This is a genomic window from Parafannyhessea umbonata, assembly GCF_012844235.1.
In the GTDB taxonomy this organism is placed as follows: Bacteria; Actinomycetota; Coriobacteriia; order Coriobacteriales; family Atopobiaceae; genus Parafannyhessea.
Genome location: NZ_JABAGR010000005.1, coordinates 123404 through 138116, shown reverse-complemented (window position 1 = coordinate 138116; position 14713 = coordinate 123404). Strand labels below are relative to the sequence as shown.

15 protein-coding genes are annotated in these 14713 nt (G+C 64.6%); 1 reads left to right on the top strand and 14 read right to left on the bottom strand.

Annotated features, from left to right (window positions below; genetic code table 11):
- The 14 genes from HF885_RS06335 to rpsP form a co-directional block, all read right to left on the bottom strand.
- Complete coding sequence (locus HF885_RS06335; RefSeq protein ID WP_170104113.1) at positions 1 to 1485, bottom strand: YifB family Mg chelatase-like AAA ATPase; 1485 nt, start codon at positions 1483 to 1485, stop codon at positions 1 to 3.
- Positions 1485 to 2063 (bottom strand): YraN family protein, encoded by a 579-nt coding sequence (locus tag HF885_RS06330; protein WP_170104111.1) that lies wholly within the window; start codon positions 2061 to 2063, stop codon positions 1485 to 1487. The genes HF885_RS06335 and HF885_RS06330 overlap by 1 nt, the downstream gene beginning before the upstream one ends.
- Positions 2064 to 2230: 167 nt before the next feature.
- The gene (locus tag HF885_RS06325) at positions 2231 to 3019 is read right to left on the bottom strand and encodes a ribonuclease HII (protein WP_170104109.1); all 789 of its coding nucleotides are present in this window, start codon (positions 3017 to 3019) and stop codon (positions 2231 to 2233) included.
- 65 nt (positions 3020 to 3084) lie between these two features.
- A complete protein-coding gene (gene rplS, locus HF885_RS06320) occupies positions 3085 to 3426 on the bottom strand; it encodes a 50S ribosomal protein L19 (RefSeq protein ID WP_090846485.1) in 342 nt (113 codons plus the stop codon).
- Positions 3427 to 3657: 231 nt separating this feature from the next.
- Positions 3658 to 4701 carry a deoxyguanosinetriphosphate triphosphohydrolase gene (locus HF885_RS06315; protein ID WP_170104108.1) on the bottom strand — a complete coding sequence of 348 codons (1044 nt, stop codon included), beginning with the start codon at positions 4699 to 4701 and terminating at the stop codon, positions 3658 to 3660.
- A 99-nt stretch (positions 4702 to 4800) separates the two neighbouring features.
- A complete protein-coding gene (gene ppdK, locus HF885_RS06310; protein WP_170104106.1) occupies positions 4801 to 7569 on the bottom strand; it encodes a pyruvate, phosphate dikinase in 2769 nt (922 codons plus the stop codon).
- Between the two features lie 233 nt (positions 7570 to 7802).
- The gene (locus HF885_RS06305) at positions 7803 to 8207 is read right to left on the bottom strand and encodes a kinase/pyrophosphorylase (protein ID WP_170104104.1); all 405 of its coding nucleotides are present in this window, start codon (positions 8205 to 8207) and stop codon (positions 7803 to 7805) included.
- 58 nt (positions 8208 to 8265) lie between these two features.
- Positions 8266 to 10362, bottom strand: coding sequence for a glycine--tRNA ligase subunit beta (gene glyS / locus HF885_RS06300; protein WP_170104102.1), 2097 nt, complete (start codon positions 10360 to 10362; stop codon positions 8266 to 8268).
- Positions 10363 to 11274 (bottom strand): glycine--tRNA ligase subunit alpha, encoded by a 912-nt coding sequence (locus tag HF885_RS06295; protein WP_090862119.1) that lies wholly within the window; start codon positions 11272 to 11274, stop codon positions 10363 to 10365.
- Between the two features lie 40 nt (positions 11275 to 11314).
- Positions 11315 to 11887 (bottom strand): signal peptidase I, encoded by a 573-nt coding sequence (gene lepB / locus HF885_RS06290; RefSeq protein WP_170104100.1) that lies wholly within the window; start codon positions 11885 to 11887, stop codon positions 11315 to 11317.
- Positions 11880 to 12629 (bottom strand): tRNA (guanosine(37)-N1)-methyltransferase TrmD, encoded by a 750-nt coding sequence (gene trmD, locus HF885_RS06285; protein ID WP_170104099.1) that lies wholly within the window; start codon positions 12627 to 12629, stop codon positions 11880 to 11882. The genes lepB and trmD overlap by 8 nt, the downstream gene beginning before the upstream one ends.
- 1 nt (position 12630) lies before the next feature.
- Positions 12631 to 13119 carry a 16S rRNA processing protein RimM gene (locus HF885_RS06280; protein ID WP_328804343.1) on the bottom strand — a complete coding sequence of 163 codons (489 nt, stop codon included), beginning with the start codon at positions 13117 to 13119 and terminating at the stop codon, positions 12631 to 12633.
- Between the two features lie 37 nt (positions 13120 to 13156).
- The gene (locus HF885_RS06275; protein WP_090846502.1) at positions 13157 to 13465 is read right to left on the bottom strand and encodes a KH domain-containing protein; all 309 of its coding nucleotides are present in this window, start codon (positions 13463 to 13465) and stop codon (positions 13157 to 13159) included.
- Between the two features lie 5 nt (positions 13466 to 13470).
- Positions 13471 to 13791, bottom strand: a complete 321-nt coding sequence (gene rpsP, locus HF885_RS06270; protein WP_090862125.1) for a 30S ribosomal protein S16 — start codon at positions 13789 to 13791, stop codon at positions 13471 to 13473.
- 235 nt (positions 13792 to 14026) lie between these two features.
- Between rpsP and HF885_RS06265 the strand changes: the two genes are divergently transcribed.
- Positions 14027 to 14710, top strand: a complete 684-nt coding sequence (locus tag HF885_RS06265) for a response regulator transcription factor (protein ID WP_170104095.1) — start codon at positions 14027 to 14029, stop codon at positions 14708 to 14710.
- The last annotated feature ends 3 nt before the right edge of the window (positions 14711 to 14713 follow it).

The window sequence follows — 14713 nt, the reverse complement described above, 5'->3', positions numbered from 1 at the left end:
TCATCCCCTCCTATCCCTGTACGCACACGCCTCCAGCACGTCCTCCCTTGACACCGTGTCTCCCTGCCGAACGTCCGCTATCGTTCTCGCCACCCTAGCGACGCGCACGATCGACCTGCCGCCGAACCCAAGGCTTCTGGCCATCGACTCCAGCACCGAGGCCGCCTCCTCCCCCAATGCCAGGCCATCGAGCCCCTCCTCGTCCTCAGGGCCAAGCCTGGACTCCCTCCAGGATCTGAACTCCCGCGCCCCAAGCACGAGTTCGCGCATCTGCGCCGAGCTCATGCCGCGCTCACCCTCCACGACCTTTCTGGAATCGGGACGCGCAACGAAGATGTGTACGTCTATGCGGTCCTTCAGGGGACCTCCCACCCTCGCCTGGTACTGCTCAACCTTTGCCGGGGCGCACGTGCATGCGTGCGCCGGGTCTCCGAGGTATCCGCAGGGACAGGGGTTGGCTGCCGCGAGAAACGTGAAGTCGCAGGGAAACCTGTACAGTCCGTCCGCACGCACCAGCCTCACCACGTGTTCCTCGAATGGCTGCCTCAGCGACTGCAGCACGTTGGTTGAGAACTCCGGCAGTTCGTCGAGGAACAGCACGCCATGGTGCGCAAGGGTGACCTCCCCGGGACGCACGGGGCTGCCGCCCCCGATCATTCCCGCCTGCGATATCGAGTGATGGGGAGCCCTGAATGGCCTTGCGCCGTTGTCCTGGCATCCGCCCGCACGTCCAGCAACAGACCCTATCAAGGCCACCTCCTCGGCCTCCTCAGGCGTCAACGGGGGAAGAATGGTCGGAAGCCGACGCGCGAGCATGGATTTTCCCGCGCCGGGAGGTCCGACCATGAGCAGACCGTGCCCTCCCGCAGCGGATATCACGAGCGCGCGCTTCGCCGCCTCCTGGTCGAGCACGTCCTCATAGTCGAGATCCGGACACCCCGCCTGGGCTTCGCGCCTCTCTCCCCGTCCGCCCGCCTCGAGGCTTCCTACCCCTCGGCGCAGGTCCTCGAGCCGTTCGATGTTGAGGACCCCCTCGCCAAGGCCATCGTAGGATGACGCAGGGCAGACGAGGGTCTTTCCCGTTCTCTCGGCGAGCCTCCGATAGGCCACGAGCCCTCTTACGGCACTTACCGAGCCGTCAAGCGCAAGCTCCCCCACGAACATGCAATCCTCGAGTCCCCTCGTCGGAATCTGCCCCGTCACCGCGAGCATGGCAACTGCGAGCGGCAGGTCGAAGCCCGTCCCCGACTTCTTGAGCTCCCCTGGCGACAGGTTCACCGTGAACCTCAGCCTAGACACGGTGAATCCGGAGGCCTTTATGGCGCACCTCACCCTGGCACGCGCCTCCAGGACGCTTCCGTCCGGCATCCCGACGATAGACATGCCCGGAATCCCCGCCGACGTGGCGATCTCCACGTCCACCGGCAGTGCCTCGATGCCCCTGAGAGTCGCCGACGCGACGCTCAGGGATCCGCCGGCGCCCATCAGTCGTCAGCCTCATAGGCGCCGATGAGATGCCTGAGCTTCGCAGAGTGCTCCGCGACTATCTTGATTGCGATCACGTCGAACCTTACTTGGTGAAACTGTGTGGAGACGCTGAGGAACGTTTCCGCAATGCCGCGATACCTTTTCTGCTTCTCGCCATTCACGGCAAGCTCTGGCATGCCGTCGTCTTCCTTGCCGAGCGAAAGTCGCGTCTTGACCTCGACGAGCACGCACACGTCATTGCCGTCTTCGTCTTGCTGGGTGGCGACTATGTCGGCCTCGCCCATCTTGCACATCCAGTTTCGGGAGATGATCCTGTATCCGTGATTCTGGAGGTAGCAGCACGCTATGTGCTCGCCCATGTCGCCGATCTCACGGGCGCTCATCTCCATGAGTGGTTTGCGGGCCGGGCTCTCCCCTCCCTGGTACCCGCCCGTGCCCGCACACCGAGCCTGCTCCTCTAGGCCTTCGGGCGCATAGCCCCCGTCAGCCGCTGCGCAAGACTCTTCTGGAACCGACGCAGGCTGCCCCTTCCCGTAGACGTCTTCGCCATCCTGATAGAACTCGTTGTCGCACATGCATCCTCCCGTCCTCGCCAAATGGGACCAAGAGGTTCTCATGCGCGGCTCGCAGCTAGCTGCCGCACGTCTTTCGGAAGACTTTGCTAACGCCGCCGTCTCGTCCCGAAAGCCCGTTCATCGCAGGCACGCGAACGGAACGTCGATTCAGGCGATTCTACTTTTGATTAGAAGAGAGAGGGGGTCTCCAAGAAGTTTCCACAGAACGACACCCTATGGATGGGACTCAGGCCGATTTGCCTGATAGCCTCGATGTGCGCCGCCGACCCGTATCCCTTGCACTCCGCAAGGTGGTACTCTGGATACTCCGCGTCGTATGCCACCATGATGGCGTCTCTCGTGACCTTCGCGACGATGGAGGCAGCCGCGATGCATGCGACGCGCGCGTCGCCCTTGACCAGGGTCTTCTCCCTTGGGTGAACGTGCACGGGGTTTCCGTCTATGAGCACGCAGTCTGGGTCGACGCCCGTGTCCTCGATCGCGTTTGCCATGGCCATCCTGAGCGCGGATGACATGCCCACCGCGTCTATGGACGCAGGCTCTATGTGCGCGATGCCAATTGCCGTCGCGACCTCGGCGATCTGAGCCGCAAGCGCCTCCCTCCGGGCAGGGGTGAGCTGCTTCGAGTCGTTCAGGCCCCATATTCTGGGGTTCGCTGGCAGCGCGACCGCACACACCGTGAGGGGCCCAGCGATGGCTCCCCTTCCCACCTCGTCTACGCCCAGGACGACGCCATCTCCCCCAAGCTCGTGCTGGAGGTCGTACATGGCACTCACGCGGTCTCGCTCGGCCGCCTCTCGGTCACGGCGCCTCCTTGCCACGGCCACGGCATGCTGCACCTGCTTTCGCGGGTCGTCGCCATAGCGTTCCAACAGGCCGTCTATCTCGTCGAGCCCGGCATCGGAAAGCCGTGCGGCAACCTCGCGCGCACTGGCGGGATGAACTCTTTCGCTCATGGCAGCTCCTAAAAAAAGAGCGACACCCCTCGGGGTGCCGCTCAATGCGTGCGACTGAGAAACCCTTAGCGCTTCTCGCGGATGCGGGCGGCCTTGCCGACGCGATCGCGCAGGTAGTAGAGCTTTGCGCGACGGATGTCGCCGTGACGCACAACCTCGAGCTTGCCGATCTTGGGCGAGTGCAGGGGGAAGGTGCGCTCGACGCCGACGCCGAAGGAGATCTTGCGGACGGTGAAGGTCTCGCGAGAGCCGGCACCGCTCATGCGGATGACGTCGCCCTGGAAGACCTGGATGCGCTCGCGGTCACCCTCCTTGATGCGATAGTGCACCTTGACGTTGTCGCCAACGCGGACCTCGGGGATGTCCTCGCGGATCTGCTGGCGCTCGATTGCGCGAATGTAGTCCATAGTTTCCTCACTTCTAGAGGTGCCGTCGCGGTGTGCGCGGCACATAGGTTTACACACAACCGAGAAGTATATTCCACGACAGGGATCCGCACAAGCAGAAAGCACCCGTCAAAACATATCCATACACAAGGACACACGGGCCTTGATTGCCATTGGTTAGTGCAGGAGGGACCACTATGGACGTGCCGACCGAGGGCCCGCCGCAAGAACCAATGCATATGTATTGCCAACTTATCGCATGCCCCAGGCCCTTGGCACGAAAATGTCCCTGTAGAGCCTGATGGCATAGCGGTCTGTCATCGAGCTGATGTAGTCGGCAACCATGACCTCCTGCTGCCCCTCTGCCAGGTGGTACTCCTCGGGTATCTCGTCCACATGCGCCACGAAGTGGTCAAACAGCGCCGCGACCACGTGTTCCGCCTTCGGCTCCTCAGACTTTGCGTCTCCCCGCTTGTAGAGGTTCGAGAACAAGAACGCCCTCATGCCCATCAGGGCGCCCCACACCTCCGGTGACATGACGACGTCGCCGGTGCCTGCGCTGCACGTCACGGCATCCTCCACCATGGTCTTGATGCGCTCCGAGGACGTGTGCCCGAGCACGTCCCGGCACTTCTCGGGAAGCACCTCCTCCGTAAGGAGGCCCGCCCGCTCCGCGTCGTCTATGTCGTGGGTCACGTACGCTATGCGGTCCGCCTTCGCGACGACCCTCCCCTCGAGCGTCTCCGCGCGCAGGCTTCCCGCATGGCAACGTATTCCATCGAGCACCTCGCGCGAGAGGTTGAGCCCCCTGCCGTCCCTCTCGAAGTGGCTGACCACGCGCACGCTCTGCTCGTTGTGCCTGAACAGCCCTTCCGCGGCGCTCGATCGCGGGTCGATGCCAAGGTTCCGGGCCATCGCCGCCCGAAGGGCACGCTCGCCGGCGTGTCCGAACGGCGTGTGGCCCAGGTCGTGCCCAAGCGCGATTGCCTCGGTCAGGTCCTCGTTCAGTCCAAGCGGCCTTGCGATGTCGCGCGCGATCTGAGCCACCTCGAGCGTGTGTGTGAGCCTCGTCCGGTAGTGGTCGCCCTCCGGCGCCAGGAACACCTGCGTCTTGTTAGCGAGACGCCTGAAGCTCTTGCTGTGGAGTATGCGGTCTCGGTCGCGCTGGTAGCACGTCCTCAGCTCGTCCGGCTCCTCGGGCACGAGCCTTCCCGCGGACTCGTCGGAAAACGCCGCATGGCGGGACAGGAGCTCGTGCTCCCTTCTCTCTTGCGCTTCCCTTCCCAAAAGCCCCATGCCGCATGCCTCCCTTCGCCCAGATATGGGCAAGGGGAGAAGGACGCGCGTCCTTCTCCCCCACATAAAACTATGACCTAGCGTCCAACGTGGTCGACACTACTTGGAGATCTTCTCGGGACCGCCGTTGGAGTTGATCTTGGCCTGGGCAGCCGCGAGGCGTGCGATGGGCACGCGGTACGGCGAGCAAGACACGTAGTCAAGGCCGAGGTCGTAGTACATCTGGATGGAGTCCGGATCACCGCCGGTCTCGCCGCAGACGCCGCAGACGATGGTCGGGTTGGCCTTGTGGCCGCCCTCGACGCCCATCTTCACGAGCTTGGCGACACCCTTGTCCAGCGTCTCGAACGGGTTCGTCTTGAGGATCTTCTTCGCGAGGTACTGCGGAATGAACGCGGACTCGACGTCGTCGCGCGAGAATCCGAAGGTGGTCTGCGTTAGGTCGTTCGTGCCGAAGGAGAAGAAGTCGGCGTACTCGCCGATCTCGTCGGCGGTGACGGCGGCGCGCGGCAGCTCGATCATGCAGCCGACGGGGATGTTGAGCTCGACACCCTCGGCCTCGGCGACGGCCTGCACGCCGGCCTCGATCTGCTCGCGGACGAGCTTGAGCTCCTCGACCGTGGAGATGAGCGGGACCATGATCTCGGGCTTGGGATCAAAGCCCTGCTTCTTCAGCGCCGCGGCGGCACCAGCGATGGCGCGGACCTGCATTTCGTTGAGCTCGGGATACACGATGCCCAGACGGCAGCCGCGCAGGCCGAGCATGGGGTTGGCCTCCTGGAAGGAGTCGAGGCGCGCAAGACGATCGCGCATGGCCTTGAGCTGGACCTCGGTCTCGCCACGGCCCTCGGCGCGTGCAATCTCGACAGCAAGATCGCGCGGGTCGTCGAGGAACTCGTGCAGGGGCGGGTCAAGCAGACGCACGATGACGGTCTTGCCGTCCATGGCCTTGAACATGCCCTCGAAGTCGCCGGTCTGGGCCTGGAGGAGCTGGCCGAGCGCCTGCTGCTTCTGGCCGTCGTTGTCGGCGAGGATGAACGACTGGATGATCTGCTTGCGGTCGCCCAGGAACATGTGCTCGGTACGGTCGAGGCCGATGCCCTCGGCGCCGAAGTCGACGGAGAGCTGCGCGTCCGCGGGGTTGTCCGCATTGGTGCGCACGCCGAACAGACGGCCGCGAGAAGCGTCGTGACGGACGTCGTCGGCCCACTCGAGGATGGTCTCGAGGTCGCCGGTGAGCTCCGGGCGGGTCAGGGGCACTGCGCCGACGATGATGTCGCCCGTGGTGCCGTTGATGGAGATGATGTCACCCTCGTGCAGGACGACGTCGGTGCCGGAGATCTTGCACTCCTTTGCCTTCGCGTCGATCTTCAGCGCCTCGGCGCCGCAGACACAAGGCGCGCCCATGCCACGGGCGATGACGGCCGCGTGGGACGTCTTGCCGCCGTGAGAGGTGAGGATGCCCTCGGCCGCGACCATGCCCTTCAGGTCGTCAGGAGTGGTCTCCCAACGGACGAGGATGCACGGCTTCTCGATGTTGTGGTAGTGAACGGCGGCATCGGAGGAGAACACGACGGCACCGACGGCAGCGCCGGGGGAAGCGTTCATGCCCTTCGCGACGACGTCGAACTTGGCCTTCGGGTCGAACTGCGGGTGCAGGAGCTGGTCGAGCTGCTCCGGGGCGACGCGCATGATTGCCTGCTCGCGGGTGATGCGGCCCTCGTCGACCATCTGCATGGCGACCTTCAGCGCGGAGAGCGCGGTACGCTTGCCGACGCGGGTCTGGAGCATCCAGAGCTTGCCCTGCTCGATGGTGAACTCGAGGTCCATCATGTCCGCGTAGTGATCCTCGAGGATCTCGAAGACGTGATAGAGCTCCTTTCCCGCCTCCTCGAGGCCCGGGGTCTTCGGGAGGTCGGCGATGGGCTCCGTGTTACGGATGCCGGCGACGACGTCCTCGCCCTGCGCGTTCACCAGGAAGTCGCCGTAGCGCTCGTTCGTGCCATCGGCGGGGTTGCGCGTGAAGGCGACGCCGGTCGCGGAGGTGTTGCCCTTGTTGCCGAAGACCATGACCTGCACGTTGACGGCGGTACCAAGGTCATCGGGAATCTTGTTCTGCTTGCGGTACAGCACGGCGCGCTCGGTGTTCCAAGAGCCGAAGACGGCCTGCTCGGCAAGACGCAGCTGCAGGTAGGGGTCCTGCGGGAACTCCGCGACGCCGTTCGGCGCGACCTCGGGGTGGGCCTGGGAGTCGACGTTCTTGGCGAAGATGCCCTTGAAGGTCTCGGTCAGGTCCTTGAGGTCGTCAGCGTTGAGCTCGGTGTCGAGCTTGACGCCCTTCTCGGCCTTCTTCTCGTTGATCGCGTCCTCGAACAGCTGGCCGTCGACGCCCATGACGACGTCGGAGAACATCTGGACGAAGCGGCGGTAGGAGTCCCATGCGAAGCGCTCGTTGTTCGTCTGCTTGATGAGGCCGTTGACGGACTCGTCGTTCAGGCCGAGGTTCAGGACGGTGTCCATCATGCCGGGCATGGAGAACGGTGCGCCGGAACGGACCGAGACCAGCAGGGGGTCGTCGGGGTCGCCGATCTTCTTGCCCATGCGCTTCTCGAGGTCCTTGCGGTACTCGTCGATCTCGTCGAGGACGCCGTCAGGCCAGACGTTGCCAGCGCTGGAGTAGGCAACGCAGGTCTGGCAGGTGATGGAGAATCCCGGAGGAACGGGGAGGCCGATGTTCGCCATCTCGGCAAGGTTCGCGCCCTTGCCGCCCGTGATCCACTTGGCCTCGTCTACGGTCTTGCCGGCGACCTCGGTAACGTTGTTACCGTTTTCGTCAACGCCGAATTTGTACACGTGCTTTTCAGCCATTTGACACCCCTGATCGTTTTTCCATGGTGCGAAGTCGCACCCCAACACTTGCGGCGCCACTCTGCAAACCCCTGTGGTGGCGTCCCTAACGAAACCTATTGTATCCACACATATTGGTTGTTTGCCCATAAATAAACGTTAACGGGTAAAAAAGGTCGCTGGCATCCATTCAGATGCCAGCGACTGCCATGCGTGGAATAGTTCTTTACTTTGTGGAAGTTATGGAGTAAGAGCTAGAGCTCTTCCACCTTGCTGTCGACGCGACGGCCGGCCTCGAGCTTCGGCTCCTCGCCAGTGAGCGACATGAGGACCGTGATCGCGGGGCCCAGCAGGTCGATCGACGGGATGCCGCGACCGTCGAGCTCGCGGCGGATGTCCCTGCGAAGGTTCCTGTCGACGATGGTGTGGAACACGGCGGTCGGCACGCCCTCCTCGATGTTCTCGTCGAGGTACTTCTTGACGGTCGCCAGGTCCCTGACGTTGCCGACGCTCTTGATAATCACGCTGTCCTCGCCAAACTGGTCGGCAGCAGCCTCGACGACGCTCGTAGCCGTCTTGCCGCGCGCGTCCGAGATGACGATCACGACGGGAGTAGGCACGTCAAAGATGTCGTCCTCAAGAATCGCTTCGTCTGCCATATCAACCTCCAAGCCAAGGGGCACGGCCCCTGCGTTACGACCTAACTCACGGCCAATCCTACTTCTTCTTCGAGAGGACGCCAATGTTCGCGACGCCGCTGAACACCGATGCGAAACGATTCAGCAACCTAAGTCGGTTCTCCCTTACTACAGTGTCCTCGTCCATGACGAGCACGTCATCAAAGAAACGGTCGATTGGCTCCCTTAGTTCGGCGAGAGCCTTGCAGGCGCCCCTGTAGTCCGCCTCGCCAAGCGCCTTCTCCACGTTTTCGCTACCTTTCTGGCACGCGTCCAGAAGGGCCTTCTCGGCGTCACCCATGACGGACTCGTCCACCTCGACGCCGAGCTTCGCGTCGCCGAGGTGCGCGGCGCGGGCGTAGGCGGTCGCGAGGTCGTCGAAGAGCTCCGGCTGGTCGCGCCTGGCGTCCTCGAGCGCATGCGCGCGCTCCAGGAACTCCTCGGGGTCGATGACGCCCACGCTCGAGACCGCCTCAATCGTGTCGGGCGAGATCTTCTCGTCCTTCGCGATCGTGCTCAGGCGGCCGGCGAAGAACTTCTCGACCTGCGCCTGAACCTTGTCGCGGTCGAACTCGAGGCCCTGGCTTGCATACGCGTCCAGCGACTTTGCGATGATCGACTTCAGCGAGACGGACGGCAGCGTGCGCAGCATCGAGATGATGCCGATGGCGGAGCGGCGCACGGCGAACGGGTCGGATGAGCCGGTGGGCGGCTCGTCGATCGCGAAGATGCCGCAGACGGTGTCGAGCTTGTCCGCGATCGCGACGCACTTGCCGACGACGCCGGACGGCAGCTCGTCACCCGCGAAGCGCGGGCGGTAGTGGTCGCGGATGGCCTCCGCGACCTCGTCGGACTCGCCGGACGCCTTCGCGTAGTAGCCGCCCATGACGCCCTGCTGGCTCGTGAACTCCACGACGGCCTGCGTCACGAGGTCCGCCTTGGCGAGAAGTGCCGCGCGGGCGGCGTTGGATACCGTCGCGGCGTCGCAGCCGGCCTGGGTCGCGACCTCGGGGGCAATCTCCTGCATGCGCAGCGCCTTCTGGTACACGGTGCCGAGCTTCTCCTGGAACACGACGTCCTTGAGCTTCTGGACGTAGTCCTCGAGCGGCCTCTTCAGATCCTCCTCGTAGAAGAACTTCGCATCGTCCAGGCGGGCGCGCACGACGCGCTCGTTGCCGTCGATGACGCGCTCGTTGTTGCGACGCGCGCTGTTGGAAACGACGACGAACTCGCGCGTGAGGGCACCCGTCGCGTCGTACACCGGGAAGTAGCGCTGGTTCGAGAGCATCGAGTCGCAGATGATCTCGTTCGGGACGTCAAGGAACTCCTCGTCGAACTTGCCCACGAGGACCGTCGGGTACTCCGTGAGGTTCACCACCTCGTCGAAGATGCGCTTCGGCGTGTCCACGTGCGCGCCGCCGCGCTCCGCCTCGACCCGGGCGATGCCGTCGCGGATGACCTTGCGGCGCTCGTCCTCGAAGAGCACGCCCGCCTCGCGGCACACTTCGACGTAGCTCGCCGGGTCCTTCACCACGTGCTCGCCGGGACCAAGCACGCGATGCCCCCGCGTGACGTTGGAGGACGTGACGTCCGCGTACGTGACGGGCACGACCTCCTCGCCCAGAAGCGCGCAGATCCAGCGGATGGGGCGCACGAACGTCGCGTGCTCGGACCCCCAGCGCTGGCTGCGGTAGTTCGGCCACTCGAGGGATGCGATGGAGTTCTGGGAGAGCTCGGTCAGGATGGGGACAGCCGGCCTGGAGGGCACGTTCTTCTCGGCGAAGACGTACTCCCTGCCGTCGGCGTCCTGCTTGCGCACGAGCTCCGTGGCGTCGAGCCCGAACTTGCGCGCGAAGCCGGCGGCCGCCTTCGTGGGGTTGCCGTCCGCGTCGAACGCGATGCTTGCCGCGGGGCCGCGCTTGACCTCGTGGACCTCCTTCGTGGAGGTTGCGACGTCTTTCACCAGGACGGTCAGACGGCGCGGGGTACTCATGGGAGTGACCTCGCCGTGCTCGAGCCCGGCCTCGTCAAGGCCTGCGCGGACGAGCTCGCCGAACTGCTTGATGGCGTGGATGAGCGGGGCGGACGGCATCTCCTCCGTGCCGACCTCAAGCAGGAAATCCAAGGTGTCTGCCATTTAGGCCACCTCCCCCTTCTTGTTGTCCGCGTCGGTCTTGGACGCCACCAGCTCGAGGTAGGCCTCGCAGCAGGCCTTGGCGATGGTGCGGACGCGGAGGATGTAGTTGGCCCTCTCCGTCGCGGAGATCGCGCCGCGGGAGTCGAGCAGGTTGAACGCGTGCGAGCACTTCATGACGCAGTCGTACGCGGGAAGCGGCAGCTTGCGGTCCAGGCAGGCGTGGCACTCCCTCTCGTAGTCGTCGAACTTCTGGCGCATCATGTCGACGTTCGCGACCTCGAAGTTATACGTGGAGAACTCGAACTCGTTCTCGTGGAACACGTCGCCATACGTCATGGGCGTGCCGTCGGGCAGGTAGCTCCACACGAGGTCGTACACGGAGTTCACGCCCTGGGCGTACATGGCGATGCGCTCGAGGCCGTAGGTGATCTCGACGGGGACGGGATCGACCTCCAGGCCGCCCACCTGCTGGAAGTACGTGAACTGCGTAACCTCCATGCCGTTGAGCCACACCTCCCAGCCAAGGCCCCACGCGCCGAGCGTGGGCGACTCCCAGTCGTCCTCGACGAAGCGCACGTCGTGGTCGTTGGGGTCGAGGCCGATGGCCGCGAGCGAGCCCAGGTACAGGTCCTGGGAGTCCACGGGGGACGGCTTCAGCAGCACCTGGAACTGGTAGTAGTGCTGCAGGCGGTTGGGGTTGTCGCCGTAGCGGCCGTCCGCCGGGCGACGGCACGGCTGCGGGTAGCAGGTGCGCCAGGCGGCGGGTCCCAGAGAGCGCAGCAGCGTTGCCGTGTGGAACGTACCCGCACCGACCTCGCTGTCGTACGGCTGCATGACGGTGCAGCCCTGCTCCGCCCAGTACTTATCAAGCGTCAGGATGATCTCCTGAAACGTAAGCGGCTTGTCGCTCATGTCCCTATAAGCTCCCATCGTATGTCTTCCGGCGCGGCGGCTACAGCCCGCGCGCGTCACCTATCGGCCAGAAAATGAACAGCGCCCTCGAGGATACCTTACTTGTGCTCACGGGCCCAAAGTACCTTGAGTCGAGCGAGTTCGTCCGGTTGTCGCCCATGACCCAGATGCAGCCGTCCGGCACCTTGTACGGGTAGGCGATCGCCTCGCTCAGGATGCTGGATTGCTGTTCGAGCGGGTAGGTGGGCTTGTCAAGCACGTACGGCTCGTCCAGCTTCCTCCCGTCCACGTACACGTGGCCGTCCCTCAGGTCCACGGTCTGGCCGCCCGTCGCGATGACCCGCTTGATGAGCGTCGTCCCCGGCTTCTCCGGGTCGTCGAACGTCACCACGTCCCCTCGCTTGGGCGTCGAGCCGCGGTAGCTGACCTTCTCTCCCACCAGGCGGTCCCCCTCCTGGATGGTCTCGAGCATCGAGCCGGACGGCACGATGTACACCTCGGCCACGAACGTGCGCACCAGAAGCGCGAGCGTCACGCCAACGGCGATCGTGATGACCCAGTCGAGCCAGGCGGGAAGGCGCCTGCCCTTTTGGGCTTCCTCTTCCTCAGGCATCGCACTCACCCTCCTCGCGCCGCGCCGCCTCGCGGGCGAACGCGCGCTCCTCTTCGGTCAGGGTCGCTCCGTCCAGCAGGTCCGGCCTCCAGCGGGCCGTGCGCTCAATCGAGCTGCGCCTGCGCCACGCGTCCACGGCGCCGTGGTCGCCTGAGAGCAGCACATCCGGGACGCGCCTTCCCTCGAAGTCCGCCGGGCGCGTGTATTGCGCGTACTCCAGCAGGCCGTCGCTGAACGACTCGTCCTCCGCGCTCTTCTCGTCCCCCAGGGCGCCCGGAAGCAGCCTCACGACGGAGTCGATCACCACGAGCGCCGCGAGCTCCCCGCCGGTGAGCACGTAGTCGCCGAGCGAGAACACCTCGTCCGCGAGCTCGTAGGCGCGCTCGTCCATGCCCTCGTAGCGGCCGCACACCAGAAGCACGCGGTCGAGCGTGGAAAGGCGTCGTGCGCACGCCTCGTCGTAGCGCCTTCCGCAGGGCGAGAAGAACACGACGTGCGGCCTGGCGCCCCCCCTCGAGGCGATGTCGCGCACCGCCTCGAAGATCGGGGCCGGCTTCATGAGCATGCCTTGCCCGCCGCCGAACGGCGCGTCGTCCACGGTGTTGTGGCGGTCATGGGTCCAGTGCCTGAGGTCGTACGCCTCGAAGTCGAGTATCCCCTTGCGCTGCGCGCGACCCATGATCGACTCGTTCAGGTAGGGTGCGAAGACCTGCGGGAACACCGAGAGCGTCTCGAACCTCATCCTATCCCTCCGCATCGACCAGTCCGTCCGGCGCGCTCACGTGGATGGCGCCGTCGTCGTCCGTCCCGAGGACGAACTCGTCCACCACGGGGAGCATGACCTCCCCGAAGGGGCCCATGATCGACCAGACGTCGTTCGCCGGGCCCACCATGACCTCCTCTATTCTGCCCAGGGGGCCGATCTTCTCGTCCACGACGGCCCTTCCCACGAGCCAGTCGGCATCGTGGTACTCGAACCCCTCGGGCAGGTCGTCCACACGGGCCAGCAACGTCTTGCCCACGAGCGACGACGCGGCGTCCAAGTCGCCGACGCCGGCGAGACGGACCAGCTGGCCCCTGTCCCCGTCGTCGGCGGACGCGACGCTGCGCACGCGGGGGCCCTTCAGCGGCGGCGGCACGACCGCGACCTCAAGGCCCTTGCGCATAAGCGAGGGAAGGCCGTGGACGGGAACCGTCACGACCTCCCCTTTCCTCCCGTGGGTCTTTACCACACGGGCTATGGCTCTGTATTCGTTACGCACGAGACGTCTAGCCTAGAACCTCAACCTCTACGGAGGTGCCCACCCTGGAGCCGAGCGCACGCGCGAGCGTGCGGATGGCCTTGATGGTGCGGCCCCTCCTGCCGATAATCCTTCCGGCATCCTCCTCGGCACAGGAGACCTCGATGAGCGCTGCTCCCTCGCTGTCCGTCACGTCCAGCGAGACGGCGTCCTCGTTGGTCACGAGTCCGCAGACGATGTACTCAACCAGGTCTGCCACCTTGTCGGAGGCAAGTTCCTCAGAGTCGTCAGAGAGCTGGTCCAGGGAATCCACGACGTCCGCGATTTCCTCGGACACGATGGCTACTCCGCGTCCTCGGCGGCAGCAGCGGCCTTGGCGGCAGCCTTCTTGGAGAGCTTCTGCTTCTTCTCGGGAGCGGGAGCGTCGCTGCGGGCGATGTCGATCAGGTGAGCGACGGCGTTGCTGGGCTGGGCGCCCTTGGCGACCCACTCGTCGATCTTCTCGAGGTCGAGGTCGATGGTCTTCGGGGTGGTCAGCGGGTTGTAGCGACCAACGAGCTCGATGTAACGACCATCGCGGGGCATACGGCCGTCGGCGACGACGACGCGGTAGTACGGACGCTTCTTTGCACCGTGACGGGCGAGACGAATCTTAACTGCCAAAACTAAACTCCTTTACATTCGCGGCGCCGGGGTCAGATGAGTTTGTGCGCCGCATAGCCGCAATTAGCGACTTTATATTCTACGACACCGCCCACGCGTATCAAGGTGTCGTTTTTGTGAACCTTGCACGGCAAATGTGCAGTGCTTTTGACGGGGAACGCTATTTAAGGCGGCCTTAAGTATCGCTCGCTATATTGCACCAATAAACACGATTTCAGAAACCCAAGGAGGCCCCATGAACATACTTGTCGTGGAGGACGAGAGGAACCTTGCCGATGCCATCGTTCGCATCGTGTCCGATGCCGGATTCAACTGCGAGGCCGTGTACGACGGGAACGCCGGCCTCAACTCCGCGGAGAGCGGCCTGTACGATGCCGTCATCATGGACGTCATGCTTCCCGGCACAGACGGCATCCAGATCGTGCGCGAGCTTCGCCACCAGGGCAACTCCATCCCCGTGCTCATGCTCACGGCCCGCACGTCCACTTCTGACAAGGTCGAGGGCCTCGACGCCGGCGCGGACGACTACATGACGAAGCCGTTCGAGGCGCCCGAGCTCCTCGCACGCCTCCGCGCCCTCACGCGCAGGCAGGGCGACGTCGTGATCGACACCGTGACCTTCGCGGACCTCACGCTCGACCTCGAGACGCACGACCTCTCGTGCGACGGGCGAGAAGTGCATCTCTCGGGCAAGGAGTTCGAGGTCCTGAAGATGCTCATGAGCTCGAACGCGCGCGTCGTGTCGAAGCAGGACCTCCTCACCCGCGTGTGGGGCGCCGACGCCGACGCGTCCGAGAACTCCGTGGAGGCGTACATATCGTTCCTGCGGAAGAAGATCACGCACGTGCGCTCCAAGGTGCAGATCACGACGCTGCGCATGCTCGGCTACCGCCTCGAGGCGTTCGACGTCCAAGAGTAGCGT

What these genes read in the sequence shown, in the direction of transcription:
- HF885_RS06335 (WP_170104113.1), bottom strand. Translation starts at nt 1,485, where the DNA reads ATGGGCGCCGGCGGATCCCTGAGCGTCGCGTCGGCGACTCTCAGGGGC.
- HF885_RS06330 (WP_170104111.1), bottom strand. Translation starts at nt 2,063, where the DNA reads ATGTGCGACAACGAGTTCTATCAGGATGGCGAAGACGTCTACGGGAAG.
- HF885_RS06325 (WP_170104109.1), bottom strand. Translation starts at nt 3,019, where the DNA reads ATGAGCGAAAGAGTTCATCCCGCCAGTGCGCGCGAGGTTGCCGCACGG.
- rplS (WP_090846485.1), bottom strand. Translation starts at nt 3,426, where the DNA reads ATGGACTACATTCGCGCAATCGAGCGCCAGCAGATCCGCGAGGACATC.
- HF885_RS06315 (WP_170104108.1), bottom strand. Translation starts at nt 4,701, where the DNA reads ATGGGGCTTTTGGGAAGGGAAGCGCAAGAGAGAAGGGAGCACGAGCTC.
- ppdK (WP_170104106.1), bottom strand. Translation starts at nt 7,569, where the DNA reads ATGGCTGAAAAGCACGTGTACAAATTCGGCGTTGACGAAAACGGTAAC.
- HF885_RS06305 (WP_170104104.1), bottom strand. Translation starts at nt 8,207, where the DNA reads ATGGCAGACGAAGCGATTCTTGAGGACGACATCTTTGACGTGCCTACT.
- glyS (WP_170104102.1), bottom strand. Translation starts at nt 10,362, where the DNA reads ATGGCAGACACCTTGGATTTCCTGCTTGAGGTCGGCACGGAGGAGATG.
- HF885_RS06295 (WP_090862119.1), bottom strand. Translation starts at nt 11,274, where the DNA reads ATGAGCGACAAGCCGCTTACGTTTCAGGAGATCATCCTGACGCTTGAT.
- lepB (WP_170104100.1), bottom strand. Translation starts at nt 11,887, where the DNA reads ATGCCTGAGGAAGAGGAAGCCCAAAAGGGCAGGCGCCTTCCCGCCTGG.
- trmD (WP_170104099.1), bottom strand. Translation starts at nt 12,629, where the DNA reads ATGAGGTTCGAGACGCTCTCGGTGTTCCCGCAGGTCTTCGCACCCTAC.
- HF885_RS06265 (WP_170104095.1), top strand. Translation starts at nt 14,027, where the DNA reads ATGAACATACTTGTCGTGGAGGACGAGAGGAACCTTGCCGATGCCATC.